Origin of the sequence: Bradyrhizobium sp. KB893862 SZCCT0404 (assembly GCF_018130885.1) — a bacterium.
Classification (GTDB): Bacteria; Pseudomonadota; Alphaproteobacteria; order Rhizobiales; family Xanthobacteraceae; genus Bradyrhizobium; species Bradyrhizobium stylosanthis.
In genome coordinates this window covers 158,506-183,840 of sequence record NZ_JAFCLT010000005.1, presented here as the reverse complement: position 1 = coordinate 183,840, position 25,335 = coordinate 158,506, and the positions used below count along the sequence as shown (strand labels likewise).

The 25,335-nt window shown below is 65.2% G+C and carries 27 protein-coding genes and 1 tRNA gene; 16 read left to right on the top strand and 12 right to left on the bottom strand.

Going from position 1 to position 25,335, the window contains the following annotated elements:
- Window positions 1-64: 64 nt before the first annotated feature.
- Window positions 65-1,126: a polysaccharide deacetylase family protein gene (locus tag JQ617_RS21485; protein WP_212028036.1), complete on the bottom strand. Its 1,062-nt coding sequence runs from the start codon at window positions 1,124-1,126 to the stop codon at window positions 65-67.
- 252 nt (window positions 1,127-1,378) lie between these two features.
- On the opposite strand from JQ617_RS21485, the gene JQ617_RS21480 reads away from it, so the two are divergent.
- Entirely contained in the window at window positions 1,379-1,687 is a 309-nt protein-coding gene (locus JQ617_RS21480; protein ID WP_212028035.1) for a hypothetical protein, read from the top strand.
- Window positions 1,688-1,862: 175 nt separating this feature from the next.
- Window positions 1,863-2,078, top strand: coding sequence for a cysteine rich repeat-containing protein (locus JQ617_RS21475; protein WP_212028034.1), 216 nt, complete (start codon window positions 1,863-1,865; stop codon window positions 2,076-2,078).
- A 125-nt stretch (window positions 2,079-2,203) separates the two neighbouring features.
- Here the strand turns inward: JQ617_RS21475 and JQ617_RS21470 are convergent, their stop codons facing one another.
- Window positions 2,204-3,892: an MFS transporter gene (locus tag JQ617_RS21470; protein ID WP_212028033.1), complete on the bottom strand. Its 1,689-nt coding sequence runs from the start codon at window positions 3,890-3,892 to the stop codon at window positions 2,204-2,206.
- 150 nt (window positions 3,893-4,042) lie between these two features.
- Here JQ617_RS21470 and JQ617_RS21465 point away from each other — a divergent pair, with 150 nt between their 5' ends.
- From JQ617_RS21465 to JQ617_RS21435, 7 genes are all read left to right on the top strand, one after another.
- Window positions 4,043-5,413, top strand: a complete 1,371-nt coding sequence (locus JQ617_RS21465) for a hydrolase (protein ID WP_212028032.1) — start codon at window positions 4,043-4,045, stop codon at window positions 5,411-5,413.
- A 35-nt stretch (window positions 5,414-5,448) separates the two neighbouring features.
- A complete protein-coding gene (locus tag JQ617_RS21460; protein WP_212028031.1) occupies window positions 5,449-6,819 on the top strand; it encodes a cytochrome P450 in 1,371 nt (456 codons plus the stop codon).
- 49 nt (window positions 6,820-6,868) lie between these two features.
- Complete coding sequence (locus JQ617_RS21455) at window positions 6,869-8,278, top strand: adenylate/guanylate cyclase domain-containing protein (RefSeq protein ID WP_063685220.1); 1,410 nt, start codon at window positions 6,869-6,871, stop codon at window positions 8,276-8,278.
- Between the two features lie 215 nt (window positions 8,279-8,493).
- Window positions 8,494-8,982: a tellurite resistance TerB family protein gene (locus tag JQ617_RS21450; protein ID WP_145657797.1), complete on the top strand. Its 489-nt coding sequence runs from the start codon at window positions 8,494-8,496 to the stop codon at window positions 8,980-8,982.
- Window positions 8,983-9,204: 222 nt separating this feature from the next.
- Window positions 9,205-9,984: an SDR family NAD(P)-dependent oxidoreductase gene (locus JQ617_RS21445; protein ID WP_212028030.1), complete on the top strand. Its 780-nt coding sequence runs from the start codon at window positions 9,205-9,207 to the stop codon at window positions 9,982-9,984.
- 129 nt (window positions 9,985-10,113) lie between these two features.
- Window positions 10,114-10,908: a glutamine amidotransferase gene (locus JQ617_RS21440; RefSeq protein ID WP_212028029.1), complete on the top strand. Its 795-nt coding sequence runs from the start codon at window positions 10,114-10,116 to the stop codon at window positions 10,906-10,908.
- 98 nt (window positions 10,909-11,006) lie between these two features.
- Window positions 11,007-11,819 (top strand): enoyl-CoA hydratase, encoded by an 813-nt coding sequence (locus JQ617_RS21435; RefSeq protein WP_212028028.1) that lies wholly within the window; start codon window positions 11,007-11,009, stop codon window positions 11,817-11,819.
- A 104-nt stretch (window positions 11,820-11,923) separates the two neighbouring features.
- Here the strand turns inward: JQ617_RS21435 and JQ617_RS21430 are convergent.
- Window positions 11,924-11,999, bottom strand: a tRNA-Ala gene (locus JQ617_RS21430).
- 219 nt (window positions 12,000-12,218) lie between these two features.
- Here JQ617_RS21430 and JQ617_RS21425 point away from each other — a divergent pair.
- The 3 genes from JQ617_RS21425 to folD are packed head-to-tail and all read left to right on the top strand — an operon-like array spanning window position 12,219 to window position 13,778.
- On the top strand, window positions 12,219-12,509 hold the full coding sequence (locus JQ617_RS21425; protein ID WP_018318966.1) for a YggT family protein: 291 nt from the start codon (window positions 12,219-12,221) through the stop codon (window positions 12,507-12,509).
- A gap of 15 nt (window positions 12,510-12,524) precedes the next feature.
- Entirely contained in the window at window positions 12,525-12,884 is a 360-nt protein-coding gene (locus tag JQ617_RS21420; RefSeq protein ID WP_063685210.1) for a DUF167 domain-containing protein, read from the top strand.
- A gap of 9 nt (window positions 12,885-12,893) precedes the next feature.
- Window positions 12,894-13,778 (top strand): bifunctional methylenetetrahydrofolate dehydrogenase/methenyltetrahydrofolate cyclohydrolase FolD, encoded by an 885-nt coding sequence (gene folD, locus JQ617_RS21415; RefSeq protein ID WP_212028027.1) that lies wholly within the window; start codon window positions 12,894-12,896, stop codon window positions 13,776-13,778.
- 135 nt (window positions 13,779-13,913) lie between these two features.
- Here the strand turns inward: folD and ppa are convergent, their stop codons facing one another.
- Together ppa and JQ617_RS21405 are read right to left on the bottom strand one after the other, a co-directional pair.
- The gene (ppa, locus tag JQ617_RS21410; RefSeq protein ID WP_063685206.1) at window positions 13,914-14,450 is read right to left on the bottom strand and encodes an inorganic diphosphatase; all 537 of its coding nucleotides are present in this window, start codon (window positions 14,448-14,450) and stop codon (window positions 13,914-13,916) included.
- Between the two features lie 212 nt (window positions 14,451-14,662).
- Window positions 14,663-15,172 (bottom strand): GNAT family N-acetyltransferase, encoded by a 510-nt coding sequence (locus tag JQ617_RS21405; RefSeq protein ID WP_063685204.1) that lies wholly within the window; start codon window positions 15,170-15,172, stop codon window positions 14,663-14,665.
- Window positions 15,173-15,438: 266 nt separating this feature from the next.
- Between JQ617_RS21405 and JQ617_RS21400 the strand changes: the two genes are divergently transcribed.
- The 4 genes from JQ617_RS21400 to JQ617_RS21385 are packed head-to-tail and all read left to right on the top strand — an operon-like array spanning window position 15,439 to window position 18,537.
- On the top strand, window positions 15,439-16,338 hold the full coding sequence (locus tag JQ617_RS21400) for an alpha/beta hydrolase family protein (protein WP_212028026.1): 900 nt from the start codon (window positions 15,439-15,441) through the stop codon (window positions 16,336-16,338).
- Window positions 16,335-16,802: a DUF2269 family protein gene (locus tag JQ617_RS21395; protein ID WP_212028025.1), complete on the top strand. Its 468-nt coding sequence runs from the start codon at window positions 16,335-16,337 to the stop codon at window positions 16,800-16,802. The genes JQ617_RS21400 and JQ617_RS21395 overlap by 4 nt, the downstream gene beginning before the upstream one ends.
- Window positions 16,803-16,810: 8 nt before the next feature.
- Window positions 16,811-18,130, top strand: a complete 1,320-nt coding sequence (locus tag JQ617_RS21390; protein ID WP_212028024.1) for an SDR family oxidoreductase — start codon at window positions 16,811-16,813, stop codon at window positions 18,128-18,130.
- Window positions 18,130-18,537 carry a thiol-disulfide oxidoreductase DCC family protein gene (locus tag JQ617_RS21385; protein WP_212028023.1) on the top strand — a complete coding sequence of 136 codons (408 nt, stop codon included), beginning with the start codon at window positions 18,130-18,132 and terminating at the stop codon, window positions 18,535-18,537. The genes JQ617_RS21390 and JQ617_RS21385 overlap by 1 nt, the downstream gene beginning before the upstream one ends.
- Window positions 18,538-18,617: 80 nt before the next feature.
- On the opposite strand, the gene JQ617_RS21380 is transcribed toward JQ617_RS21385, so the two are convergent.
- From JQ617_RS21380 to JQ617_RS21350, 7 genes are all read right to left on the bottom strand, one after another.
- On the bottom strand, window positions 18,618-19,859 hold the full coding sequence (locus tag JQ617_RS21380; RefSeq protein WP_212028022.1) for a flavin monoamine oxidase family protein: 1,242 nt from the start codon (window positions 19,857-19,859) through the stop codon (window positions 18,618-18,620).
- Window positions 19,860-20,059: 200 nt separating this feature from the next.
- Window positions 20,060-21,886, bottom strand: coding sequence for a translational GTPase TypA (gene typA / locus JQ617_RS21375; RefSeq protein WP_212028021.1), 1,827 nt, complete (start codon window positions 21,884-21,886; stop codon window positions 20,060-20,062).
- 239 nt (window positions 21,887-22,125) lie between these two features.
- Window positions 22,126-22,419, bottom strand: coding sequence for a hypothetical protein (locus JQ617_RS21370; RefSeq protein ID WP_212028020.1), 294 nt, complete (start codon window positions 22,417-22,419; stop codon window positions 22,126-22,128).
- Entirely contained in the window at window positions 22,416-22,592 is a 177-nt protein-coding gene (locus JQ617_RS21365) for a hypothetical protein (RefSeq protein ID WP_249157351.1), read from the bottom strand. Before JQ617_RS21365 ends, JQ617_RS21370 begins: the two co-directional genes overlap by 4 nt.
- A 50-nt stretch (window positions 22,593-22,642) precedes the next feature.
- On the bottom strand, window positions 22,643-22,951 hold the full coding sequence (locus JQ617_RS21360) for a hypothetical protein (protein WP_212028018.1): 309 nt from the start codon (window positions 22,949-22,951) through the stop codon (window positions 22,643-22,645).
- Between the two features lie 119 nt (window positions 22,952-23,070).
- Complete coding sequence (locus tag JQ617_RS21355; RefSeq protein ID WP_212028017.1) at window positions 23,071-24,516, bottom strand: radical SAM protein; 1,446 nt, start codon at window positions 24,514-24,516, stop codon at window positions 23,071-23,073.
- Complete coding sequence (locus JQ617_RS21350; RefSeq protein ID WP_212028016.1) at window positions 24,497-25,213, bottom strand: prolipoprotein diacylglyceryl transferase; 717 nt, start codon at window positions 25,211-25,213, stop codon at window positions 24,497-24,499. Before JQ617_RS21350 ends, JQ617_RS21355 begins: the two co-directional genes overlap by 20 nt.
- Between the last annotated feature and the right edge of the window lie 122 nt (window positions 25,214-25,335).

Genomic DNA, 25,335 nt, shown 5'->3' with positions numbered 1-25,335 from the left:
CCCAAAAACGTGGATGGCCGGGACAAGCCCGGCCATCACGCAAGAGTTTTGGATCTGATCGCGCTTACTGCGAAACCGTCTGCACCACGCTTGAGATCGGACGCATGGTCGTGCTGGCGGTCGGAACCTTCATGTCCTTCATCAGCGCCTCGTCATATTCCGGCAGCGTCTGAAGCGTCGTCTTGGCTTTCATCTGCACGACCTTGTAGCCGCCGGCCTTGAGGCGGGCGAGCAGCGCCGGCATCGCTTCGCCGGTGTGCTTCTGGAAGTCGTGCATCAGGATGATGCCCTTGCCGAGCTTGTCGAGCCGCGTCATCACCGTCTCGATGATCTTCTCCGGCGTCGCGCCTTTGCGGAAATCGAAGGAGTCGATGTCGGTCGAGAACATCGCGACGTTGCGGGTGCCGAAATAGCTCACGATCGCCGGATTGTGCTGAAGCTGCGGGAAGCGGAAGAACGGCGCGGGGTTGGCACCGAGCGCGAATTTCACTGCGCTGATACCCTTTTCGACCTCGTCCTTGGCCATCTGCTCGGTCATCTTCTTGCCGTTCAGATTGACGTGCGACCAGGTGTGCGTGCCGACCGTGTGGCCCTGGGCCAGCACCTGGCGCAGGATCTCCGGATGATAGGTCGCGTGCTTGCCGACCGAGAAGAACAGGCCCTTGGTGCATTCATCCGCGAGCGCCTTCAGCACGGCGGGCGTGTTGACCGGCCACGGACCGTCGTCGAAGGTCAGCACGACCTCCTTGTCGGTGAGGAAGTCGAACTGCTTGAAATGGTCGAAGCCGAAGCCGGGGCCGCCGGTGGTGTCGATCTCGACCACGCGGGAGACGCCGAGCGCGTTCGGATTGGCGCAGGCCTGCTTCGGTTGAACCGGCGCGACCGGAGCGGGCGCAGGCGCGGCTGCCTGGGCCATCGTCGCGGGCTTCACCGCGATCGTCGCGGTCGTCGTGACGTCATCCTTGGCCGCAAGCTTCGCCGGTGCCGGCAACGGGTCGGCGGCACGGGCGGCAACTGTCTTGGGGGCGCCATGGTCGGCGCTGGAGGAATAATAAAACCAACCGCCGGCGGCGATCACGACCGCCGCAACTACACTGGCCAGCATCAGGCCCAACGCATTACGCATCGCTACTCTTTCCAATTACGCAACCAAACCTGCGGAATCTCCCGCGCGACGAGCCATTAATGCGAAGGAACAGTTAACGTGACACCAACACGACGGCGGTTGCGGAGGAATTTCAGCGGGGTGCGCCAAAGTGACCGACCTCACAGAAGGTGGGTCGCCCGTGACCGTCATCACAGTGGAAACTGTTTTGCTGGAGCATCGTAGTTCCCATTAACAACGGGCCCGCCAAGGCGGTGCCAATGGGAGCTTCAAATGACCACCTCGTTCACGACCAAGTCCCTGAGTAGCAAGATCCGCGACGCCAGCCTGGCGCTGGGCTTCGCCGCGATCGTCTCGATCATCTCGACCACTTCGAGCTTCGCCTTCTCGGCCGAGGCGCAGCAGCAGTGCACCGGCGATGCTTTCCGCCTGTGCTCGGCGGACATCCCCAACATCCCGAAGATCACCGCGTGCATGATGAAGCACCGTTCGGATCTGAGCGCCGGCTGCCGCGCGGTGATGGACAAGGACCTCGCCAAGGGCGCCTCACGCAAGGTCGCTGACGCACAGGACAAGCAGTAAGAGAATGCGCAACGCCGCAGGCGTTGCGATCTGACAAGCTCCCCCTCGCGATGCGCCCCGGCATCAGGCCGGGGCCACGCGGCGGTGCCATGTAGCCGGCAATAAAGCCGTTGCGGCCGAGGGATCGTCGCACTAGCTTCGCCCGCACTTTCTTCCGGGTAAGAGGCATTATGCGATGACCAGATTTCTTTTGATGATTTCCCTGCTCCTGTGCGCATCCGCTGCGTCGGCGCAACAGCAGCCTGGACACGACGCGTGCGCGCGCGATGTCAGCCGCTTCTGCCGCGCCGTGATGAACAATGGCGATGGCGCCGTGCTGGCGTGCCTGAAGCAGAATCGCACCCGTCTCAGCAAGGGCTGCGACAAGGTGCTGACCGATCACGGGCAGTAGCGATTGCCGTAGCCCGGATGGAGCGAAAGCGTAATCCGGGAAATCTCACCGCGGAGACAGAACCCCGGATTGCGCTGCGCTCCATCCGGGCTACGCAGCTTCGCCGGGACGACGGAGAAGAAGCCCTACGTGCTGCTGCCCGCCGCGGTCGCGACCACCGGCAGCACCTCCTCGCTGGCGCGGTCCGGCGTCTCCTCCTTCCAGCGCACCGAGCCGAACGGACGCTCCAGCATGCGGCGGACGCGCACCGGCTCGGGGCCGATGTGGAAGTCGATCGCCTGCTGATGCAGCGCGCGTTCGGACAGCGTCGAACGGTTGCGCTGGCGCAAGTAATCGAGCCAGGTCGGGCAGTGATAGCGCTCGGTCCACAATTCGGGGTCGGCGATGTCGCGCGCGATCGACCAGCCGTAGGCGCCGTTGCGCTGGCGCGAGAGCTGCACGTCCTGCATCACGTTGTGGAAGGCGCGCGCGTTCTCCTGGGAGACGCGATACTCGATCTCGACCACCAGCGGCCCGCTGCGGCCGGTGAGCGACAGCCTGACTTCAGGGTCGGCAAGCACCTCGGCGTCCTCGTTGCGGGCGCCGACGCGCGGCATGGTGAGCCAGACTCCGAGCAGCGGCGAGATCAGCATCAGGCCGGCCGCCGTCAGCAGCGCGACCTCCACGCCGGCATAGTCGGTGAGATGGCCCCAGCCCCAGGCGCCGATTGCGATGCCGCCGGAAATCGAGGCCTGGAAGGCCGCCAGCGACCGGCCGGCGACCCAGCGCGGCGCCGAGAGCTGGACGCCGATGTTGAACAGCGCGACCGCCGCCATCCACACCGCGCCGGCGAGCACCAGCGCAGCGGCCGTCAGCACCGGCTCCGTGCTCACGGCGAGCGCGGCCATCGCGAACGCCATCGAGATGGTGCAGGCGCGGATCGCGGCCTCGCCGCTCATGCGCTTGCGGAGTTCGTGGATGTTGAGCGCGCCGACCACCGCGCCCATGCCGAAGGCGCCGAGCATAATGCCGTAAGTCTGCGCGCCGCCATGCAAGAGGTCGCGCGCGACCAGCGGCATCAGCGCCATGATGGCGCCGCCGATCAGGCCCATCACCAGCGTGCGCAACAGCACGATCTTGATCGGCGGCGAATTGGTGATGTAGCGGAAGCCCGAGACCATGGCGCGGTTGAGCTTTTCCCGCGGCAGGCGCGACGGCTCCACCGAGCGGCGCCAGATCAGCAGCACCACCAGCAGCGGCAGATAGAGGATGGCGTTGCAGGCAAACGCCGCCACCGCGCCGAGGGCTGCGACGATGACGCCGCCGACCGCGGGACCGAAGCTGCGCGCGATGTTGTAGCTGATGCCGTTCAGTGCGACGGCTGACGGCAGCGCTTCCGGCGGCACCTGCTCGCTGACCGAGGATTGCCAGGCCGGCCCGAACAGCGCGTTGCCGCTGCCGACCACGAAGCAGAAGGCCAGCAGCGTTTCCGGCGTGATCAGCTTGAGCCCGGCCAGCACCGTCAGCGCGCTCGCGCCGGTCAGCGCGATCGCGAGCGAGACCAGGGTGACGATGCGGCGGTCATACATGTCGGCGATCGCGCCGGCCGGCATCGAGATCAGCATGATCGGCAGCATCAGGGCCGTCTGCACCAGCGCCACCTGGTCGGCGGACGCCGACATCTGCGTCATCGCCCAGGCCGCGCCCACGCCCTGGATCAGAAGGCCGAGATTGGAGAGCAGGCTGGCGAGCCAGATGCGCCGGAATACGGTGAACCGCAGCGGGGCGGTGATGCCGTCGCCGGCGAATGTCTGACGGTTCGGCTGCTCGGTCATATCCCCTTCCAAATGGGCTGGCAGAAGTGGTCTTGGAGTGATCTTTGGGCAATTCCGGCAGGTCCAGTGATGCCCGCGAAAGTCCTTCGCTGTCCAGTGGTTAGGCCGCTATAAGCGGTGCAAAGAGATGGTTTTGCCGGAGAGGAACAAATGAGGCTGTCGCGACGGACGATCCTGCTGGGGGCGGGCAGCCTGCCTTTCGCGGTTGCGAGCTTGCGGGCGGGGGCGCTGGCCCAGACGGCGCCTGCAGCGCAAAACGGGCAGGTCCCGCCGATCCTGTTCGTCCACGGCAATGGCGACTACGACGCGCTCTGGATGACGACGCTGTGGCGGATGGAATCCAACGGCATCGCGCGCGATCGCATGATGGCGATCAATTTCACCGATCCGCTCGCCCGCAGCGACGACAAGGTCGAGCAGGCGGGCCGCTCCTCGGCCGAGGACCAGCGCCGCGAGCTTGCCGCCGCCATCGCTGAACTGAAGCGCCGGACCGGTGCGGCGCGCGTGGCCCTGGTCGGCAGCTCGCGCGGCGGCAACGCGATCCGCAACGTCATCAGGAATGGCGGTGCCGGCGATGTCAGCCACGCCGTTTTGTGCGGCACGCCCAATCACGGCGTGTTCGCGACCGATGACCAGCCCAACAACGAGTTCAACGGCCGCGGCCCGTTCCTGCGCGGCCTGAACGAGGGCGAGAGCGAGGTGACGCCGGGTGTTGCCTTCCTCACGCTGCGCAGTGACGGCATGGACAAATACGCACAGGCTGACGGCCGCTTCATCGGCAAGCCCGGGACGCCGACCGGCGTCACCAATGAAGGGCCCGAGCTGAAGGGCGCCACCAATCTCGTGCTCGGCGCGCTCGACCATCGCGAGGTGGCGTTCCACCCGCGCGCCTTCCGCGAGATCTACAAGTTCATCGCCGGCAGCGAGCCCGCGCGCATCGCGATCGTGCCGGAGCAAGTCGTCCGGCTGAACGGCCTCGTCACGGGTACGCCGGGCGGCGTGCAGACCAATCGTCCGGTGGCGGGCGCAACCGTCGATATCTTCCGCGTCGATCCCGATACCGGCGAGCGCAAGGGCAGTGCAGTGCACAGCGCGAAGACCGGCGCCGACGGCCGCTGGGGGCCGGCGCAGGTCGAATCCGGCTGGTCGCTCGAATTCGTCCTGACCTCACCGGACGCGCCGACCACGCATATCTATCGCTCGCCCTTCCCGCGCTCGTCGGACGTCGTGCATCTGCGGCCTGCGCGTCCGCTCGGGCCGGCCGACAAGGGCGCCGGTGCGGTCGTCATCATGTCGCGTCCGCGCGGCTATTTCGGCCTGCCGCGCGACGTGGTGCTGTTCGACGGCAAGGAGCCCGCCGACGTCAAGCCGGGCGTGCCCACGGATGCGGCAGCGACACTGCGCCTTCCCGCGACGGAGATCGGGCGTAACATCGTGGCCCAGTTCGGCGAAGAACAGATTGTGGCACGCCTCTGGCCGGCCGCCGAGAACAGGATTGCGATTGCCGAGCTGACTTACTAGCTATTGACCTGCGTCACATCTCTCGGGAGTGAGCCATGAATATCGCCAGTGTGCGTCGGCCCATCATCCCCCCGGCTCCGCCGCGCGCGCCCGACGACATGTCGTTCTTCGGCCGCCTGGCGGTGATCCGCCGGAACATGATCGCGACCTGGGGCCAGCGCGCCTATGAGGAAGAGGTCATCAAGGGGCGCTTCTTTCTCCGCAACAGCTTCATCCTGAACCAGCCGGATGCGATCCGGCATGTCCTGCTCACCAATTACGAGAACTACACGCGCACGCCGGCCGGCATCCGCATGCTGCGCCCCGTGCTCGGCGACGGCCTTCTGATCGCGGAGGGGCACTCCTGGACGTTTCAGCGCCGCACACTCGCGCCGGCATTCACGCCGCGCGCGACCGCGAACCTCGTTCCGCACATGACGGCGGTGCTCGACGAGACCATCGCCAAGCTCGACACGCGCACGGGCGAGCCGGTCGATCTGCGCGAGATCATGCAGCGCATGACGCTCGAGATCGCCGGGCGCACGATGTTCTCGTTCGGCATGGACCGGCACGGCGCAACCTTGCGCAACTTCGTCATGGAATATGGCGAGCGGCTCGGACGGCCGTATGTCCTCGACATGCTGCTGCCGGTGTCCTGGCCGACCCCGATGGATCGGGCGCGCGCCCTTTTCCGCGAACGCTGGACCGAATTCGTTTCGATGCTGATCGCCGAGCGGCGCGCGATGGGCAAGAAGGACGGCGCGCCGCCGCGCGACCTGTTCGACCTCATGGACGCCGCGCGCGACCCTGAGACCGGCAAGGGCTTTTCCGACGAGCAGCTCGTCGACGAGGTCGCGACCATGATCCTCGCCGGCCACGAGACCACGGCGACCGCGCTGTTCTGGGCGCTCTATCTGCTCGCGCTCGACCCGGAGACGCAGGAGGAAGTCGCCTCCGAGACGCGCGGCGAGCATCTCGACAGCATGGCCGACATCGATCGCCAGAAGTTCACCCGCGCGGTGACCGAGGAGACGATGCGGCTGTATCCGCCGGCGTTCCTGGTCGCGCGGGCTGCGCGCGAGAAGGACAACGCCGCTGGCGTCGAGATCGGCAAGGGCGACATCATCATGATCGCGCCCTGGCTGCTGCACCGGCACGAGAAGCTGTGGGATCAGCCGAACGCGTTCATTCCAAAGCGCTTCATGTCGAAAGAGGCGCCCGACCGCTTCGCCTATCTGCCGTTCGGCGCGGGCCCGCGCGTCTGCGTCGGCGCGCCGTTCGCGCAGGCCGAATCCGTGCTGGCGCTGGCACGGCTGATCGGCGCCTTCCGCGTCGAGCTCGCCGACGCGGCGAATCCCGTGATCCCGCTCGGCGTCGTCACGACCCAGCCGGACCACTCACCCATGTTCCGCATCACGCGTCGATGACAGGCACTTGCCTGGCCGATGGCGTGATTCAACCGAGATAGAGCCCGCCATGAGCGACATCCAGGCCCAGTTTTCCGTTCTGAAGCAGACCGCCGATGCGAAGGTGGTCGACGAGATCGCGCGCCTCATCGAGGACGGCGAGGATCACGAGCTCAACCGCGTCAATGTCCTTGATTTCTCCAGGCAGCATGGCGTCGACGAAGAGCACGCGATCTCGGCGTTCCTGCATGCGGCGCGGCTGGGGCTGTTCGACCTCGGCTGGAACGTGCTCTGCCCTGGCTGCGGCGGCGTGCTGGGTGCCCACACGACGCTGAAGGCGCTCAAGCCCGACGACTATCATTGCGCGCTCTGTGCCTGCGGCTACAAGGCTTCCGTCGACGACCAGGTCGAGGTCTCCTTCACCGTGAACCCGCGCGTCCGGCGCATCGCGGCGCACGATCCTGATACGCTTCCGGTGTGGGAGTATTTCAAGCAGGTATTCTGGAGCTCGGGCGTCGACTTCAACAAGGAATCGTTTGCGACGCTCGCCAACGAGGTCACGCTCGACACCATGGAGCTTCCGGCCGGCGAGAAGGCGACGATGTCACTGCAATTGCCGAACGATTTCGTCATCATCTTCGAGCCGGTGACGCACGCCGCCCATTTCATCGACGTCCAGGGCGAGCCGACCAAGGACCGCCAGCAGCTCGCCATCATGTACAACAAGGTGCAGGCGCCGACGGGGACGACGGTGATGCGGCCGGGCCCGTTGCGGCTGTCGATGGAGAACCAGGCCGGCGTGCGCGTGCTTCCGTCGGTGTTCATCGCCGCCGAGGCGCTTCATCACCTCATCGGCAAGCGCAAGCCGTTCCTCACGGCGAAGCGGATGCTGTCGAACCAGACGTTCCGCGATGTGTTCAAGGCGGACAATCTCAGTCTCGACCAGCGGCTGCAGATCACCTCGCTCACCTTCCTGTTCACCGATCTGAAGGGCTCGACCGCGCTCTACGAGCGTGTCGGCGATCTCGCCGCCTTTGATCTCGTGCGCGCGCATTTCCATGCGCTGCTCGAGATCATCTCCTCCGAGAAGGGCGCGGTGGTGAAGACCATCGGCGATGCCGTGATGGCGACCTTCATCCGTCCCGAGCACGCGATCGGCGCGGGCCTGCGCATGCGCGCGGCGATGGACGAGCTCAACAAGCAGCGCGGCACCACCGACCTCATCGTCAAGATCGGCATCCATGAAGGGCCGTGCCTCGCCGTGATGCTCAACGAGCGGCAGGATTATTTCGGCCAGACCGTCAACATCGCCGCCCGTGTGCAGAGCCTGTCGACCGCGCAGGAGATCCACATCACCGGTCCCGTGCTCGACGCGCCCGCGGTCGCCGAGGTGCTGGAGCGGCGCGCGATCAAGCCGATCCAGAAACAGGCCGCGCTGCGCGGCATCGCCGACAAGATGGTGGTGTACGAAATTCCGTAGTTGGTGTCGTCCCGGCCTCCGTGCGCAATTGCGCCACCAGGCCGGGACGACACTGGTGGACTTGGTTGCCGATTGTCTCTCGATTACATTGCCCAGGATTGCCGAAACGTAATGCGCGTGCGGAACTGACGCACGTTGCGCCAATTGAGTTTCCCTCTCATATAATGCCTGTAGCTGCCGCACCCCCGCGGCAGCATCGATTTTGGTAGGACCTTATGCTCGACGGCCTGCGCCAGTTCATCGCCGACATTGTTGCCCCCCAGGCGCAGGACCGCGCATTCGGCGACAGCGATTATCGGCTCGCCGCGACCGCGTTGCTGGTCCACGTGGTATCGCTGGACGGCCAGCCGAGCGCGGCCGAGCAGCGCAAGCTGCACAGCCTGATCGAGAGCCATTTCGGGCTCGATCGCGGCACCGCCGACCGGCTGATCGCCGATGCGACCCAGGTCGAGGGCGATGCGGTCGATCTGTATCATTTCACCAGCGTCATCATGCGGTCGCTCGACGAAGCCGGCCGCAAGCGCATCGTGCAGATGATGTGGGAGCTGGTCTATGCCGACGGCCAGGTCTCCGAGTTCGAGGACAATGTCGTCTGGCGTGCGTCCGACCTGCTCGGGATTTCCCAGCGCGACCGGATCGAGCTCAAGCACGCCGTTGCGGAGCGTGCCGGCGGCCAGGTCAAGGACAGCGCCGTCGGCGGCTGACCCGCGCGCAAACCTGCCTAGCAGCGGTTGTGCGGAGCACATGACGAAACTTTAATGTAGCCGGTCGCGGTCCGGATTCGCCCGTAAAATCCCGGATTTTCTGCTTTCCCTGATATTCGCTCAAGCGGCCATGCGGCTGGCGCCGCTTGCCTGTCGCGCACGGCCTATGCTCTCGTTCCGCCATTGCGGGGCCAAAAAACTTCAATTCAAGAGACATCGATCGTGACTGAGCGGGTAACGTTGATCACCGGTGCCTCGGCTGGCATAGGCGCGGAGCTGGCGCGCGTGTTTGCCGCCAATGGACACCGTCTCGCACTGACGGCGCGCCGGGCAGACCGGCTGGAGGCGCTCGCGAACGAGCTCGCCGCCAAGGGCGGCAAGAAGCCGATCGTGATCGCCTGCGATCTCCAGGACGCGAATGCCGGCGAGAAGATTGCCGCGGCACTCGCCGCCGAAGGCGTCGAGCTCGATCATCTGGTCAACAATGCCGGCTTCGGCGTGTTCGGCGATGCCATCGAACGCGACCGCGTCGAGCAGGTCGGCATCGTCGATGTCAACGTGCGGGCGCTGACCGATCTGTCGCTGCGTTTTGCCGATCATCTCATCAGGAACAAGGGCGGGCTTCTGAATGTCGGATCGGTCGCCGGCTTCCTGCCGGGCCCCGGCATGGCCGTCTATTACGCCTCCAAGGCCTATGTGATCTCGTTCACCGAAGCGCTGCGGGCGGAGCTCGCGCCGCGCGGCGTTCGTGTCACCGTGCTTTGCCCCGGGCCGGTGCCCACCGAATTCCAGGCGCGCGCCGGCGTCGGAGCCGGACACGATACCGCCCTTCTCAATGTCTCCGCCGCCGTCGTTGCACAGCAGGCCTATCGCGGCCTGATGGCCAATAAACGGGCAGTCCTGCCCGGTCTCGGCATCAAGATTGTGCCGTTCGCGCTGCGGTTCTTCCCGCGCGACTTCATCCTGTCGGCCACCAGCCGGTTCCAGCGGCAGCGGCACTGAAGGCAGCCCCAGGCGTCCGTAGTGGCCCGGAGCTTGCTTCAGTTGTGGAGCATGTGTGCGCAAACTCACACGATGTTAACCTTCGCTTAGCTATGCTGGCGATGTGAACCGATAGCACTCGCAGAGGCCATGTCGTTCCGGACGAACAGGTTTGGTGGCGCAGAGGTGGTGCCCTTCCCAGGAAGGACGCCGGGCGCGGCCGCCTCCGGAACGAAGTTGCCGGTTCTCATCATCCTGCATCAGGAATCCTCGACACCCGGCCGCGTCGGCAATGCGCTGCGTGCGCTCGGCCATCGCCTCGACATCCGCCGTCCCCGCTTCGGCGATCCCTTGCCCGAAACGCTCGACCGGCATGCCGGCGCGGTGTTCTTCGGCGGTCCGATGAGCGCCAACGATCCCGACGATTACGTCCGGCGCGAGATCGACTGGATTGAAATTCCGCTTCGCGAACAGCGGCCGTTCCTCGGCATCTGCCTCGGCGCGCAAATGCTCGCGATGCAGCTGGGCGCCCGCGTCGCGCCGCATGCGCAGGCATTGACGCAGATCGGCTATTACCCGATCCGCCCCACAGCTGCGGGACGCGCGCTCTGCCCGGACTGGCCGGCGCAGGTCTATCATTGGCATCGCGAGGGTTTTGAGCTGCCTGCCGGCGCCGAGCTGCTTGCGGAAGGCGATGATTTTCCGATCCAGGCCTATCGCTCCGGCAATGCCTTCGGCGTTCAGTTCCACCCTGATGTGACCTACGCGATGATGCATTGCTGGACCACGCGCGGCTATGACGGTCTCAGCGCGCCCGGCGCGCGCGAGCGGCATCATCATTTTGCGGACCGTGCCGTGTATGACGCGGCCGAGCGCGCCTGGCTCGATCATTTCATCGGCGACTGGCTGGCGCGGCGGCCGGTGCTGGCACAAGCCGCCGAGTGATCGCGGCTTCGCGCAAGTCCTTGCCTCACTCCTGGATATGCTAGGCTCGTTCCTAACGAGCGCGCGCAAACGCGTGCCGGCAGCACAGGGAGAGCGTCATGGCCTACGAACACATCCTCTATGAGGTGAGCGACAAGATCGCGACCGTCACGCTCAATCGCCCGGATCGCATGAATGCGTGGACGCCGGTCATGGAGCGCGACGTGCGCCATGCGATGGAAGCGTCAAACGCGGACGATGATGTCCGCGTCATCGTGCTGACGGGCGCGGGCCGCGCCTTCTGCGCCGGCGCCGACATGGATGCGCTGAAGGGCTTGGATCCCGATGACGTGAGACGCGCATCGAACCTGCCGCCGTTCGACATGAACCGCCGGCCCGACTGGCAGACGCGCTACGGCTTCTATCCCGCGATCAAGAAGCCCGTCATCGCCATGCTCAACGGCGCGACCGCGGGCATCGGCCTCGTGCATGCGCTCTACTGCGACTTGCGCTTTGCCGCGGACAATACGGTGTTCACCACGGCCTTCGCCCGGCGCGGGCTGATCGCCGAGCACGGCATCAGCTGGATGCTGCCCCGCATCGTCGGCCACGCCAATGCGATGGATCTCCTGCTGTCGGCACGGCGCGTGACCAGCGCGGAAGCCTTGCGGATCGGATTGGTCAACCGGCTCGCCTCGCCCGAGACGCTGCGCGAGGAAACCTATGCCTATGCGCGGGACCTCGCCGATTTCGTCTCGCCGAGCGCGATGGCCGTGATCAAGCGGCAGCTCTACGAGGTCCCGTTCCAGACGCTGGCGGAGGCGACCATCGAGGCCAACCGCGAAATGATGGTGGCGCTGAACGGGAGTGATTTCAGGGAGGGCGTGGCAAGCTTCATGGAGAAGCGGCCGCCGCGGTTTACGGGGAGGTAGGGGCTTGCATCGGGAGAGTCCGCCGCCGCCGTTCGGGCTATGGCGGGACAGCCTTCGCTACGAAAAAGGCTTGCCTAGCCGAAGCAGGCGCAGCCTGCGAAGGCTGGTGGAGCCAGGCGGGATCGAACCGCCGACCTCGTCATTGCGAACGACGCGCTCTCCCAGCTGAGCTATGGCCCCTTTGCTGGCCGCTCTGGTGAACGCGGCCGACAACCGGGCGCCATTTAAGTCCCCGGCAGGGTCAAGTCAAGGACGCGTGTAACCCGGTTTTAGCCATCCCGGCACCGACTTCCCTTGTTTGGGCGGGGGGGAACCGATATCTAGCAAAAGGCGTCAATCCCGACCGCGGCCAGCGTTTTCCAGAGCCAGAGTCTTCAAAAGCCAGAGTCCTAGAAAATCATGCGTGCCGTTCTCGACATCGTCATCATCGTGCTCGACCTCTACGTCTGGCTGCTGATCGCCTCCGCGATCCTGTCCTGGCTGATCGCCTTCAATGTGGTGAACACCCGCAACCAGTTCGTGTCGGCCGTGGCCGAGTTCCTGTACCGGATCACCGAGCCGGTGCTGGCACCGATTCGCAATTTCCTGCCGAGCCTCGGCGGCCTCGACATCTCGCCGATCATCCTGATCCTGATCATCATGTTCATCGAACGGGTGATCCTGTACTACATCTACCCGAACGTGATCTGAGCAGGCTGGAGCGCCTTGGTTGCCAAACCAGCATCTGGGGAACCCTGGCGCTATTCGGCCGCTGGAATCAGCATCGCGCTGCGCGTGACGCCGCGCGGCGGCCGCGACGACATCGACGGGATCGAGCAATTGGCCGATGGCCGCAGCGTGCTCAAGGTGCGGGTGCGGGCGATCGCCGATGGCGGTGAGGCCAACAAGGCCGTTCTGGTCCTGCTGGCGAAATCCCTCGGGGTGCCCAAAGCCAGCGTCAAGCTGCTGTCCGGAGCCACCTCGCGGCTGAAGCAGATCGCCGTCGACGGCGATCCGGCGCGGCTCGGCGCAGCCCTGCGCCAGCTCGTCCAGGCCAGATCCGCAGACGCGAAATCGACAGACTGAGGAACCGACATGACCGCTGAGATCATCGATGGGAAAGTCATCGCTGCCAAGCTCCGTGCGCGCGTGGCCGACGAGGTCGCGCGGGTCAAGCGCGAGCACAATCTGGTCCCGGGCCTGGCGGTGGTGCTGGTCGGCAACGACCCCGCCAGCGAGGTCTATGTCCGCTCCAAGCATACCCAGACCCAGGCCGCCGGCATGGCCTCGTTCGAGCACAAGCTGCCGGCCGACGTCTCGCAGGCCGATCTGCTGGCCGTCGTCGCAAAGCTCAACCGCGACCCGGCCGTGCACGGCATCCTCGTGCAATTGCCGCTGCCCAAGGGGCTGAACACCGAAGCCGTCATCAACGCGATCGATCCGGCCAAGGACGTCGACGGGCTGCATCCGAACAATGCCGGCCGGCTTGCCGGCGGCCTCGAGGCGCTCTCGCCCTGCACGCCGCTCGGCTGCATCATCCTGACCAAGAGCGTGCATGCCTCGCTGGAAGGCATGAATGCGATCGTCATCGGCCGCTCCAACCTGGTCGGCCGTCCGCTGGTGCAATTGCTGCTGAACGAGAACGCCACGGTGACGATCGCGCATTCGCGCTCGCGCGACCTGCCCGGGCTCGTGAAGCAGGCCGATCTGGTCTATGCCGCGGTCGGCAGGCCCGAGATGGTGCGCGGCGACTGGCTGAAGCCGGGCGCGACGGTGATCGACGTCGGCATCAACCGTATCCCCAAAGAGGACGGCAAGACCCGTCTCGTCGGCGATGTCGCCTATCAGGAAGCTCTCGGCGTTGCCGGCGCCATCACGCCGGTCCCCGGCGGCGTCGGCCAGATGACGGTGGCGTGCCTGCTGGTGAACACGCTGCGCGCGGCGTGCGCGATCGCAGGGTTGCCGAAGCCGGCGGTGTAGCTGAGTTCTCGTGCCCCGGACGCGGCGCAGCGTGAAACGGTGCGCTGCTGAGCCGGGGCCCAGCGCAAGCGGCGCCATGAGTCCCGGCTCTGCGGTGCATCACTTGGTGATGCGCCGCGTCCGGGACACAGAATCCTAGCCCTTCTTCTTCTTCTCGCGCTCGATGCCTTCGAGGATCAGCTTGTGCGCTTCCTCCGGGCCGCCCCAGCGCAGGATCTTCACCCACTTGCCCTTCTCGAGATCCTTGTAGTGCTCGAAGAAGTGCTGGATCTGCTGCAGCGTGATGTCGGGCAGGTCGGAGTACGACTTCACCTTGTCGTAGCGCTGCGTCAGCTTCGACGACGGCACTGCGAGGATCTTCTCGTCGCCGCCGGCCTCGTCTTCCATGAACAGCACGCCGACCGGGCGCACGCTCATGACGGCGCCGGGGATGATGGCGCGGGTGTTGATGATCAGCACGTCGCAGGGATCGCCGTCGTCGGACAGCGTGTGCGGGATGAAGCCGTAGTTACCGGGGTAACGCATCGGCGTGTACAGGAAGCGGTCGACGACGAGCGTGCCGGCCTCCTTGTCCATCTCGTACTTGATCGGTTCGCCGCCCACGGGGACTTCGATGATGACGTTGATGTCGTGGGGTACGTTTTTTCCGATCGAGATCGCATCGATACGCATTCAAGGCTCCGTTGTTGCCGAGGTTAAATCGCGCCCGGCAGCGATTTTCGGCGCTGTCTTACGCGGGCTTGGCGCGCCAATCCATCGTGTTTTTGTGAAAAAATGAATCCAGCGATCACCGGCGCAATGGGCAAACGGTATCGACGGATGGGAAACGCTGCCGGCTAAGCTTTCAGCAGCTCAATTGGTCCAAATTTGAGTTGGTCCAAGTTTTAATTAGTCCAGGCGAAGGCAACCTTGTCGAGCGACTTCGGCCCGAAACGCTCCGAGGAGCGCGCCACCATGCGACCACCGAGAGCCCGGTAGAACTCGGTCGCGGGATCGTTGTCCGAGAGCGCCCACACCACCATGCTCTTCAAACCGCTCTGCATCAGATCGCGGCGGGCGGCCGCGAACAGGCGACGGCCGAAGCCGAGGCCCTGAAACTCGGGACGCAGATAAAGCTCGTAGATCTCGCCGTCGAAATGCAGGCTGCGGGCGCGGTTGCGGCCGTAATTGGCGTAGCCTGCGATCTTGTCGCCGAACACCAGCACGCTGACGCGGCTGCCCTTGCGGATCGCGCTGTCCCACCACTGCGGACCGCGGCGGTTGATCAGCTTCTCCAGCTCGGCGCCGGGAATGATGCCCTGATAGGCCGAACGCCAGGCTTCGTCATGGGTGGTCGCCACCGCAGTTGCATCTGCAGCTTTGGCCGGCCGGACCTCGATCAGGGTTGTGCTCATGGGCGTAATCAAACCAAGTCGCCGGGCCGGCGGCAAGACCTATCGTTAATTATCGGTTAACGTGTGGACTTTCTGCATCAGTATTTTAACCATGTTGTCCCGAAAGAAGACAAGACGCCAATTCGAATGGCACCGGCGTGCCATGCGTCGGTGCAAAACTCGTGTGCGGCAACGAATGAACGGCAATGGCAACGCAGAAAGTCCGCCCTTGCTGATTCGTTCCTACTAGTGTGGCCATCGCTGTCCGTGTTCGCCTCCGGCAATTCATGCGACTCATCAACGCCTTTGCACTCCTGTCACTGCTGGCCTTGCTGACTGCGCCGCCTGTGTGCGCACAGGTCACGTTCGGCGCGTCGGGCGACGAGGGCGCGCCGTTTCGCCGGCAAGAGTGGCGGGTGCCCTCGCCCGATGCCGACATGGCCGCGCATGCCCTGCTGTTTCGTCCCGCCAGTGCCGGCCCGTTCCGCCTTGCGGTCATCGCGCATGCCTCGACGCAGAACGGCTTGCGTCGTGCGCAAATGCCGCAACCGGAGTACCGCGCGCTCGCCGCGTTTCTCGTTGCGCGCGGCTTTGCCGTGCTGGTGCCGGAACGGCTCGGCCATGGTGCGACCGGTGGCCGCTATGTCGAGGATCAGGGCGGCTGCGACGAAGCGGACTATGCGCGCGCCGGCCGCGCGACCGCGGACGAAATCTCGCGCGCGCTGGAGTTCTTGCGCAAGCAGGACTTCATCCGCAAGGATGCCGCGATCGTGATCGGCCATTCCGCCGGCGGCTGGGGTGCGCTGGCGCTTGTGAATGCCGATCCAAAGACGATCTCGACCATCATCGCGTTCGCGCCGGGACGAGGTGGCCACGCCAATGACGAACCGAACCGGATCTGCGCGCCCAACACGCTTGTCGCGGCAGCTGCGGAGTTCGGCGGGGCGGCGCGCATTCCCGTCTCGTGGCTCGTTGCCGCCAATGACAGCTATTTCGCGCCTGCATTTTCGCAGAAGCTTGCCGAAGCGTTTCGCGGCGCTGGCGGCAAGACAGACTTTCACGTCCTGCCGGCCGTCGGCGGCGAAGGCCATGCGATGATCGAGACGGAGGCCGGCGTCAAAGCCGCGAGCGGTGAGCTCGCCCGCGCGCTGAACCCGCCCAAGCCTGTGGCGACCAAGAAGCCATGACGCTGTATTTCCTGGTCAAATTCCTCCACGTGCTCGGCGCCATCGTCATCCTCGGCACCGGGACCGGCATCGCCTTCTTCATGCTGATGGCGCATCGTACTTACGATGCGGAGTTCATCGCGCGGACCGCTTCGTTGGTGGTGATCGCGGATGCGATCTTCACGCTGTCGGCCGTGATCCTTCAGCCGCTCAGCGGCGGCCTGCTGATGATGCTGTCCGCGACGCCGATCACGGAGCGCTGGCTGCTCGCGTCGCTGGCGCTCTATGCCATCGCAGGCCTGTTCTGGGTGCCTGTCGTGTTCATGCAGATCGAGATGCGCGATCTCGCGCGCAAGGCCGCCGCTCAGCACGCCGCGTTGCCGGAGCGTTACTTCGTGCTGTTCCGCCGCTGGTTCGCGTTCGGCTTCCCCGGCTTCGGTGCGACGATGGCGATCCTGTGGCTGATGGTCGCGAAACCGTTTTGAGAGGCGTGATGAACCAGCGCACCATACTCGTGCTCGGCGCCTCCGGCCTGATCGGCCGCTTCGTCACCGACAATTTGCGCATGCGGGGATTCCGTGTCGTCGGCGTCGCGCGCAGCCTCTCGCCTGCGCAGAAGATGAGCGCGCTGGATCTCGAATTGCCGATCCTCTCCCTCGATGCGGCTACGTTGGCGCGCCTGCTCGGCGACCACGCCGTCGATCTCGTCGTGAACTGCCTCGGCGTGCTCCAGGACGGCCCCGGCAGCGACACCGGCGCGGTGCATCGCGATTTCGTTGCTCGCCTGCTTGCGGCGATCGGCGGCAGCGGCCGCGCGATCCGGCTGGTGCACATCTCGATTCCCGGCACACATGAGGCGGATCGCACCGCCTTTGCGACGACCAAACGCGAGGCGGAGCGATTGATCGCGGCATCCGGCATTCCTCACGCCATCCTGCGGCCCGGCTTCGTGATCGCGCCGTCCGCCTATGGCGGCAGCGCGATGCTGCGCGCACTCGCCGCCTTTCCCGTCGATCTGCCGGACAAGGAGATGGCGACGCCGTTCCAGCCCGTCGCGGTCGAAGACATCGCCGCCACCATCGCCTGGTTCGCCGCGCGCGAGATTAACGATGACTCGGTGAGGGCGGTGAGCTGGGACCTGATGCAAGCCGAGCCTGTCACCATGGCCGGCGTCATCAAGCAGCTCCGTGTCGCGTTCGGCACGGCCGGTTGGCGACGCATCGCGATGCCGCGCTTCATGCTGGATCTCGGCGCAGCAATCGGCGATCTCGCCAACATGCTCGGCTGGATGCCGCCGATGCGCTCCACGGCCATCGCCGAGCTCCGCCGCGGCGTGCGAGGTGATCCCTCGGCGTGGATTGCCGCCACAAGCATCGCTCCCAAGACGCTGGTGGATGCGATCGGGCGCCATCCCGCGACCATCCAGGACAAATGGTTCGCGCGGCTGTTCCTCGTGAAGGCGTTGATATTCGCGAGCCTGGTCGCGTTCTGGCTCGTCTCCGGCTTCATCGCGCTGTTCGTGTCCTACCGCGCCGCCGCCGGCATTTTGACCGCGCATCACTTCCCGCCCGCGCTGGTCGATCCCATCACCATCGGCACCAGCCTGATGGACATGAGCATCGGCGTGCTGATCGCCTTCCGCCGCACGGCTGCGGTCGGGCTCGTCGCAGGCATTTTGGCGTCGCTCGGCTACATGTTCGGTGCGGCGATCCTGACACCCGACCTCTGGATCGAGCCGCTCGGCGCGCTGGTGAAGACGGGGCCGGCGATCGTGCTGATGCTGGTCGCGCTCTTGATGCTGGATAATCGCTGATGGCTAAGTGGCCCGACGACGACATGATCCTGTTCGACGGCGTCTGCATCTTCTGCTCGCGCTGGGTCCGCTTCGTTGCCAAGCGCGACACGGCGAGGCGGTTCCGGTTCACGCCGATCCAGTCGGATTACGGGGCGCGGTTGGCGCGCACGTTCGGCATCGATCCCGATGATCCCGATACCAACGCCGTCGTCCATGGCGGCGAAGTCTTCATGAAGTCCGACGCGGCGCTGACGGTGCTGTCGCAACTTCCGGGTTGGAGTTGGGTGCGCGGGCTGTTTGCCGTGCCGAAGCCGTTGCGCGACCCCGTCTACAGCCTCATCGCACGCAATCGTTATCGCATCTTCGGAAGGTATGACGCGTGCTTCGTGCCGGATGCGGATCTGCGGGCGCGGGTCATCGAGTAGCGTCGTTCGTCCTTGTGAAGGACGGCTGCACCACAAACTCGGTGTCGTCCCGGTCTTCGCCGGGACGACGCTGGGGTAGGCTAGCGCTTCGCCGCCAGCACTTCCTTCGCCGCGCGCTCCCCACTGTCTCTTGCCCCATGTGCCGTCGTGAAAAACTCCGGCGACGTCGCCTCTCCGGCAAAGAACAGCCGCCCATCGACCGGCGCGGCGAGCACGGCACGATCTCCCGCATGCCCCGGCAGCGCGTGCGAATACGAGCCCCGCGCAAAGGGATCATGCGCCCAGCGCGACTCGTAGAGCGGCTTCAGCCTGCGGCGGATGTCGTTGCCGAGAAAGCTCGCGATCTCGTCGATGCTGTGCGCGGCGATGGCGCCTTCGCCGGCATCTTCCAGCGCGCGGGCGAAGCTGCCGCCGAAGAAGCCTTCGATGCAGGGCTGGCCGAACGGGCGGATGTGATAGGTGCCCATCTCCGTGCGCATGGTCGCGCCGCGCAAATTGCCTTCTTTCGGGAAGGCTTCGGCACCCTCGAGCGCCAGCGTCACCTTGTCGTCCACGCCGAGCGGCAGGCCGGCTGCGGCATCGACCTTGGCGGGAAGGGGCGGCGAGAAGCGGATGGCTTCGTCGGCGATCAGATTGGTCGGGACGGTGACGATCACCTTGTCGGCGGCGAGCGTGCCCTGCGAGGTCTCGATGCGGATGCGTTTGCCGGAGTGATCGATCAGCGTGACCTCGCAGTTCAGCGCCACCGGGCAGGGCGCGCCATAGGCCGCGACCAGCGCGCCGTAGCCGCGACGGACGCGCCAGTTGAGGTTGGTGTCCTCATAGGCGTCCCAGTCCAGCGTGGACATGTCCTTCAGCTCGCAGCCGTTGATGTAGGTCGAGACGGCGTCGATCATCGGATTCCAGCGATTGCCGGACTCCAGGCTCAGGCTCGCGGGCTCGTCCTTGCCTTTCTGCGCAACCTGCCAGAGACGCTCATAGAACGCGTCCATCGCGCGCATGAAGTCGTCGCGCTCGCTTTGCGGAAAGGCATCGCCATAGGCGCGCTCGCGCCAGGGCGGCAGGTCCTTGTTGACCTCGAAACCGAGCTGTCTGGCGATTGCGACGAAGGAGTTCCTGTCGGCCGAATGCAGCCAGCCGCAGCCGACGTCGAACGTCACCTCCGGCGAGGCCTGCACGGTCCAGGCGCGGCCGCCGAGCCGGCCCCGCGCCTCCAGCACGATCATGGAGAGGTTTGAGCCCGCCAGCGCATGCGCGGCGCCGAGGCCGGCGGCGCCGGCCCCGATGATCGCGACGTCCACGGAGGAGGGGAGGGAGGTCATGGGCGGGCTCTAGCACGTCTGCTGGGTGTGCTGAAGCCGGGCGGATATGCCGATCTCGTGTCCCGGACGCGGTGCGGCGTGTAACGCCGCTCCGCAGAGCCGGGACCCAAGGTGATGTGCAGGAGAGAACGTCTGGGCCCCGGCGCAGCAGCGCACCGCTATCGCGCTGCGCTGCGTCCGGGGCACGAGAGAGCGGCCGCTTACGCCACCGCTTCCTTGGCCTTTTCCGCGCGCTTGCGCTCGTTCGGATCGAGGTGCTTCTTGCGCAGGCGGATCGACTTCGGGGTGATCTCCACCAGCTCGTCGTCCTCGATATAGGCCAGCGCCTTTTCCAGGGTCATGCGGATCGGCGGGGTCAGGCGCACGGCTTCGTCCTTCGAGGTCGTGCGGATGTTGGTGAGCTGCTTGCCCTTGAGCACGTTGATCTCGAGATCGTTGTCGCGGGTGTGCTCGCCGACGATCATGCCGCGATAAACCTTCCAGCCTGGCTCGATCATCATCGGGCCGCGGTCTTCCAGCTTGAACATGGCATAGGCCACCGACTCGCCCTGGTCGTTCGAGATCAGCACGCCGTTGCGACGGCCCTGGATCGGGCCCTTGTAGGGCAAGTAATTGTGGAACAGGCGGTTCATGATCGCCGTGCCCTTGGTATCGGTCATCAGCTCGCCCTGATAGCCGATCAGGCCGCGGGTCGGCGCGTAGAACACCAGACGCAGGCGGTTGCCGCCGGACGGCTTCATCTCGATCAGCTCGGACTTGCGCTCGCTCATCTTCTGCACGACGACGCCGGAATGCTCCTCGTCGACGTCGACCACGACCTCCTCGATCGGCTCCAGGGTCTGGCCGGTGGCTTCGTCCTTCTGGAACACGACGCGCGGACGCGACACCGAGAGCTCGAAGCCCTCGCGACGCATGGTCTCGATCAGGATCGCGAGCTGCAATTCGCCGCGGCCGGACACTTCCATCGCGTCCTTGTCGGCGGACTCGACGACGCGCAGCGCGACATTGCCTTCGGCCTCGCGCAGCAGGCGGTCGCGGATCAGGCGACTGGTGACCTTGTCGCCTTCGGTGCCGGCGAGCGGCGAGTTGTTGACGATGAATGTCATCGACACGGTCGGCGGATCGATCGGCTGCGCCTGCAACGCTTCTTCGACCGTGGGATCACAGAAGGTGTCGGCGACGGTGCCCTTGGTGAGGCCCGCGATGGCGACGATGTCGCCGGCCTCGGCGAACTCGACCGGCTGGCGCTCGAGGCCGCGGAACGCGAGGATCTTGGTGATGCGGCCGTTCTCGATCAGCTTGCCTTCACGCGACAGAACCTTGACGGCCTGGTTCGGCTTCACAGAACCCGACGCGATGCGGCCGGTGATGATGCGGCCGAGATAGGGATTGGCCTCGATGATGGTGCCGAGCAGCCGGAACGGGCCTTCCTGGACCACGGGGGGCGCCACATGCTTGAGCACGAGCTCGAACAGCGGCTTCATGCCGACGTCATGCGAAGCGTCGGGCGAGTCGGCCATCCAGCCGTTCTTGCCCGATCCATAGAGGATCGGGAAGTCGAGCTGCTCGTCGGTAGCGTCGAGCGCCGCGAACAGGTCGAACACCTCGTTGACGACTTCGGAGATGCGGGCGTCCGGACGGTCGACCTTGTTGATGGCGACGATCGGCTTCAGGCCGAGCTTGAGCGCCTTGCTGACCACGAATTTGGTCTGCGGCATCGGGCCTTCAGCGGCGTCGACCAGCACGATCACGCCGTCGACCATCGACAGGATGCGCTCGACCTCGCCGCCGAAATCGGCGTGGCCGGGGGTGTCGACGATGTTGATCTGGGTGTCGCCCCAATGCACGGAGGTGCACTTGGCCAGAATGGTGATGCCGCGCTCGCGCTCCAGATCGTTGGAGTCCATGGCGCGCTCGGCGACCTTCTGGTTGTCGCGATAGGTGCCGGATTGCTGCAGCAGCTTGTCGACCAGGGTGGTTTTGCCGTGGTCGACGTGGGCGATGATGGCGATGTTGCGAAGGTTCATGTGTGAGCTTCTTTGCGATCGAACAATGGGTTAAGCGCGATCTCGCCGGTCGGACCGGGACCTCTTCTCGAAACAACGCTGGAAGACTGGAAACGGGGCGCTTTCCGCCCAAAAAGGAAGCCCGGCCATATCAGACCGGGCGCCCTGTGCGTTGCGGCGCAATATATGCAAAAACCGCCAAAAAACAATGTGTTCTTTGGCCCTTGGTTGACTGAATTTTGTCCGGGAATTCCCGGGGCTTAGGGCTGGGTTCCGGGATGGACGGGGGCCTTTCGCCCCTTGATGGCCGCCCAGATCAGGACGACGCCCCCAATACCGACCACCAGTCCCAGGAAGACCAGCGGGGCGATGTCGGAATCGATCTTGCCCCCGTCGATCACCGAGGCCCCGCCGAACAGCAGGGCGCAGAGGCCCGGCAGCAGCATGATGATCCCTCCGAGCACCATGAGCGCGGTGAGGCAGCCGCTGCGTGGCGGGAGCGGAGGAGGGGGCGGAAGGGCGGAAGGTGGTTGCTGGCTGTCAGGATTGCTCATGATGGCGGTGGCCCCACTCCCCATTTTCTGATCGCGGCGGCAAGCAACAGGACGGCGGCGGCGACGCTCAGTGCCAATCCGATCAGGCCGAGCGGGCCCCTGCCATCTAAGCTCAGCAGGCAGACGCCTGGAAGGAGGAGAAGGATGCCGATGATGACCATGAAAGCGGTCATGCAACCGCTGCGTGGCTCCGGTGTACGAGGGGGTAGCGGGGGCGCGTCGTTCATCGCCGTTGCGCCAATGCGATCAGGATCAGGATCAATCCGACGAATGCAACCGTGAAAGTGATTGGCGTGATCCGAGCAAAAGAGGAACGGCCGATATACCCACCGCTTGCGACCACGGTGCAAGCACCTGGCAATAGCAAGATTAAGCCGGCGGCAAGCCGGTTGATTCCAATCACGATGCCCATGACGGCAAGTGCCACGCCGACAAGAGCAGCGTTGAAAGCGATGACGACAAGTGGTGGGTCGTTCGGCTTATGGAGCTCAAAGCCAAAGAAGGTTTCCGTGCACAAGCCAGGCAGGAGCAAGAGGATTCCTGCCGTGACGAGAAACGCCGCCAGACAGCCTCTGGACGAGTCTATCGCGGGCGGGGCATTCCGCGGCGGAGATGGATCAGGCGGAAGCGGAGGGGGCGCACCGGTATCGCTCACCGCGGCACGTCCTCGCCCTGCCTCGCTTCCCGATAGGTCTGCGCGGCCAGCTCCGCGCGGATGCCGTCGATCTTGCCGTTGCGGTAGAACAGATTGTAGGTGTCGAACGGAATGATCGCGCCCTGCTCGGTCACGAAATGGATGCAGCTGCGCTTGACGTTGCCGACGCAGAAATTGAAGCGGTCGAGAAACTGCACGATGGTGACGCGGAAGACGTTCTCGTAGGAGAGCCCTTCCGGCACCTGAAAGCTCGGCAGGCAGCACAAGAGCTCGCAGACCCGCTCGCTCGTGTTCAATGGCCCCGACGACAGCGAGAACAGGTCGACGAATTTCTCCCGCAGCATCGGATATTTTTCCGGGCTGATGGTGTTGGGCATCACCGCAACGAGCTGCTCCTGCGGGATCAGCGAGGTCAGCGGCAGTACTTTTTCGCCATTGCGCAGGCCGTAGCCGATCGAGATGCTTTCGGGATTGCAGGGCAGCGGGATCATGTCCTTGTCGCCGAACACGCCGGTCTCGACGACGCGGTTGCGGATCTCCGACAGCATGATGCGGTCGGTGGTCTTGTCGAAATTCTCGTTGCGGCCGGCATCCTGCACCGGCTGCAGCGTGACGCCGCGCACGCACTTCCAGGTGAGGGCGTGGCGAACGATGTCGCCGATCTCGGAATCGTTGACGCCGCGCTTGATGGTCGCGACCAGCGTGGTCGACACGCCGTAATGCTCGAGATTTTCCAGCGCCTGCTGGCGGATCTTGCGCAAATCCGCACCGCGCAGATTGACCAGCGCATCGCGCTGAAGCGAATCGAACTGGAGATAGACCTCCAGCCCGCGCCTGTTCTCGGCGAGCCGCGCCACGAAATCCTTTTCGCGGGCGATGCGCAGGCCGTTGGTGTTGATCATGACGTGCCGGATCGGACGGGCTCGCACGGCGTCCAGGATTTCGAAGAAATCCGGATGCAGCGTCGGCTCGCCACCGGAAAGCTGCACCAGGTCGGGCTCGCCTTCGCTGGCGACCAGTGCGTCGAGCATCTTCTCGACCGTCGCGAGCGGCGTGAATTTCGTCCGCGCCGGCGCGGAATCGGCGAAGCAGACCGGGCAGGTGAGATTGCAGTGCTCGGTGATCTCGATCAGCGCCAGGCAGGAATGCTGCTCGTGGTCGGGGCAGAGGCCGCAATCATAGGGGCAGCCGAATTCGGTGCGGTGCTGGAATTGCAGCGGCCGGTCGCCGGGCTTGATGAAATCCTTGCACAGGCGCCAATAGGCGGCATCCGTCGAGACCAGCGTCGACTGAACGCCGTGCTCCTTGCAGCGCTTTTCGTACCAGACCTCGTTGTCGAGGATCTGGATCTTGGTCGGCACCAGCTTCAGGCAGGTTTCGCAGAGGGATTGAGTCTGGCCCCAGAAGATGTAGGGACGCGACTTACGCAACGGCGCGTTCATGCACAGGTCTCGCTTTGGGCGCCGTCGCCAGCATGACGGCGGCGTAGAGCAGGATGGACAGCGACAGCAGGTGAAACAGCGTGAAGGGGCCGATCAGCGCGCCATAGGGCTTGAGGAATTCCCATAGGAAGCGCTGCGACCCATAATAGAGGAGAACCAGGTAGAAACCATTGGTGATCGCGAACGCATTCCGGTTCAAGGCCGCCGCCACATAAGCGAGCGCGAACAAGGCCATGGCTGCGCTCTCATAGAGCTGCACGGGATGGCGCAGAACGCCGTCGCCGAAATCATGGCCCCACGGCAGCGTCGTCGGCGTGCCATAGGTGAAATCGTCGAGGCCTGCGAAGTAGCAACCGAGCCGCCCGATCGCGATGCCCAGAGCCAGCGGCAGCGCAAAGCGCGCGCCGGTCCGTACCGTGATTCCGGCGGACCATTTGTAGAGCTCGATCGCCACGATGCCGCCGGCCAGCGCACCTTCGACCGAGCGCGCGATGCCGCTCTGGCCCGACAGCCAGAGATTGGCGGATCCGAACAGATAGGCGCCAAGGCCTGCGCCGAACACCAGCGCGGCGACATAGGGCAGCTCGAAGGATTGTGCCGGAAACCGCAGGCCCTGTCGCGACAGCCAGTAGACGGCGCCAGCCGCCGCCAGCCACGCCGCGATGTCGAAGACAGTGTGAAGGAAGGCCCCGCTCATGCGGGGGTAGTATAACACGGTCGCGTTTAAAAGCGCGTGCGGTGCATTGCTGTGCCCTCTGCCCTTGCGGGAGAGGGCGGCGACGCTGTCGGCCGCGGCTTCGCTTGGCTGAGGGGTCTCTC